Raw genomic sequence first — 2,308 nt, 5'->3', positions numbered from 1 at the left:
CTGGCAGCTAATCTTAAATCCCGATGTAGTCGTTAACTCAACTTGCTCAGCAGAAGGCTTCAAATTTTTTATTTCCGTCCGATCATAGACGTGATATCCACTGCTTTGCATTCTGTCGAGCAATTTATGGGTTAAGCGATAAGGATCAATTCGAGCGGCTTTTTTACTAAGTATGGCGCCAGAAGATTTAAAACCATATTGTTTTTTAATGCCATCAGGTTCCAACCATTCAACATCAAATCCATGTTTTTGTCGTAACAAAAATTCATCTTTGAGCGGTTGTTTATCACGACGGCGACTGGCGTAATACAGACTGTCCTGCATTTCAAAATCAACATCACCGACTGTTTCAGCAAGTGTTTGCAGATCGGTAATAGCCTCTGCACAAGCCCGATAGGCTTTTAATGCATCAACCTCGCCATATAAAGCGGCAAGCTCGGTCAGATGGGTATCTATTTCATATTGCAGTAATGCCGTACTGGCAGCGGTGCTGCCCCAGCCGATATCACGCTGTTCGATAACCGCCACTGCATAACCATTTGAGCTGAGATCATCAGCAATCAATGCGCCGGTAATCCCCCCTCCGATAATGGCCACATCACACACAATATTATGGTCCAGTGCCGGAAAGGTTCGCATTAATCCATTTTTAATCGCCCAGAAGGGATAACCGCTTTTCAGATCCATTTTTTTCAGCCTTGACCACTATTAGTAAACCTCAGCATAGCCTACTTATTTCAAGTCAGGGCTAACCTGAGTTAAGGTCAAATTCTGGCCAAAAAAAAAGGGCGATAAACGCCCCTTTCTCAATCGAACTTTTAGCAAACTGCTTATTTTTTCGCAGCAGCTTCACGCTCTTTAACTTCTTTAATAACTTCTTCTGCCACGTTACGTGGGCATGGCAGGTAGTGCAGGAACTCCATAGAGAACTGACCACGACCAGAAGTCATAGTACGCAGAGTGCCGATGTAACCGAACATTTCACTCAGTGGCACTTCAGCTTTGATACGTACGCCAGTAGCGCCCGCGTCCTGCGATTTGATCATGCCACGACGACGGTTCAAGTCACCGATAACATCACCGACGTTATCATCCGGGCAGAACACGTCTACTTTCATGATAGGTTCCAGCAATTGTGGACCCGCTTTTGGAATCGTTTGACGGAAAGCGCCCATCGCAGCAATTTCAAAGGCCATTGCTGATGAATCCACAGCATGGAATGCACCATCGAACAGGTTAATTTTAACATCAAGTAATGGGAAGCCAGCCAACACACCACGGCCCATCATTTTCTTAAAGCCAGCTTCAACTGCTGGCCAGTATTCACGAGGAACACTACCACCGGTTACGGTTGATTCAAAGTTGAAACCGCTGCCTGGTTCACCTGGTTCAATGATGTAGTCAATACGACCGAATTGACCAGAACCACCCGATTGTTTCTTGTGGGTGTAACTGTCTTCGATTTTTTGCGTAATCGTTTCACGGTAAGCAACCTGCGGCTCACCAACAATTACATCAACGTTATGGGTACGTTTCAGAATATCAACTTTGATATCCAAATGTAATTCACCCATACCTTTCATAATGGTTTCACCGCTATCGTCGTCGGTTTCAACACGGAATGAAGGATCTTCTTTAATCATTTTACCCAGTGCAACACCGAGTTTTTCAGCGGCGGCTTTATCTTTAGGCGCAATCGCGATTGAGATAACAGGATCCGGGAATACCATTGGTTCCAATGTGGCCGGATTTTTCGGGTCACATAAGGTGTGACCAGTTTGTACGTCTTTCATACCCACGATGGCGATGATATCACCGGCATGAGCGTAATCCAGTTCGTTACGGTCATTGGCATGCATTTCCACCATACGACCTACACGCTCTGTTTTGCCGGTGAAAGTATTGAGGATGGTGTCGCCTTTTTTCAGCTCGCCAGAATAGACACGAACGAAAGTCAAAGCACCGAAACGGTCATCCATGATTTTGAATGCCAAGGCGCGTAACGGGCCTTTGATATCAACGATAGCGTGTTTACCGGTTTCGTTACCTTCCAGGTCAACTTCTGGTTGAGGATCAACTTCCGTTGGGTCTGGCAGGTAATCAACAACGGCATCCAGAACTAACTGCATACCCTTATTTTTGAATGAGCTACCGCAGTAAGTCGGGAAGAAGTCCAGTTTCAATGTACCTTTACGGATACATCTTTTCAGATCTTCAACAGAAGGCTCTTCACCTTCCAGATATTTTTCCATCAGATCGTCATCTTGCTCAACAGCGGTTTCGATCAGTTTTTCACGCCATTCTTCAA

At 45.3% G+C, this 2,308-nt stretch carries 2 protein-coding genes; both read right to left on the bottom strand.

Going from position 1 to position 2,308, the window contains the following annotated elements:
- Positions 1 to 687 (bottom strand): NAD(P)/FAD-dependent oxidoreductase (locus B3O33_RS05460; protein WP_292363157.1); only part of this gene is annotated, 687 nt, incomplete at its 3' end.
- 143 nt (positions 688 to 830) lie between these two features.
- Positions 831 to 2,308, bottom strand: a 1,478-nt coding sequence (gene fusA, locus B3O33_RS05455; protein WP_292363156.1) for an elongation factor G, incomplete at its 5' end; no start/stop codon positions are given.

This window comes from Methylophaga sp. UBA1464, assembly GCF_002325665.1.
Taxonomy (GTDB): domain Bacteria; phylum Pseudomonadota; class Gammaproteobacteria; order Nitrosococcales; family Methylophagaceae; genus Methylophaga.
This window is presented reverse-complemented; position numbering and strand designations above follow the sequence as displayed.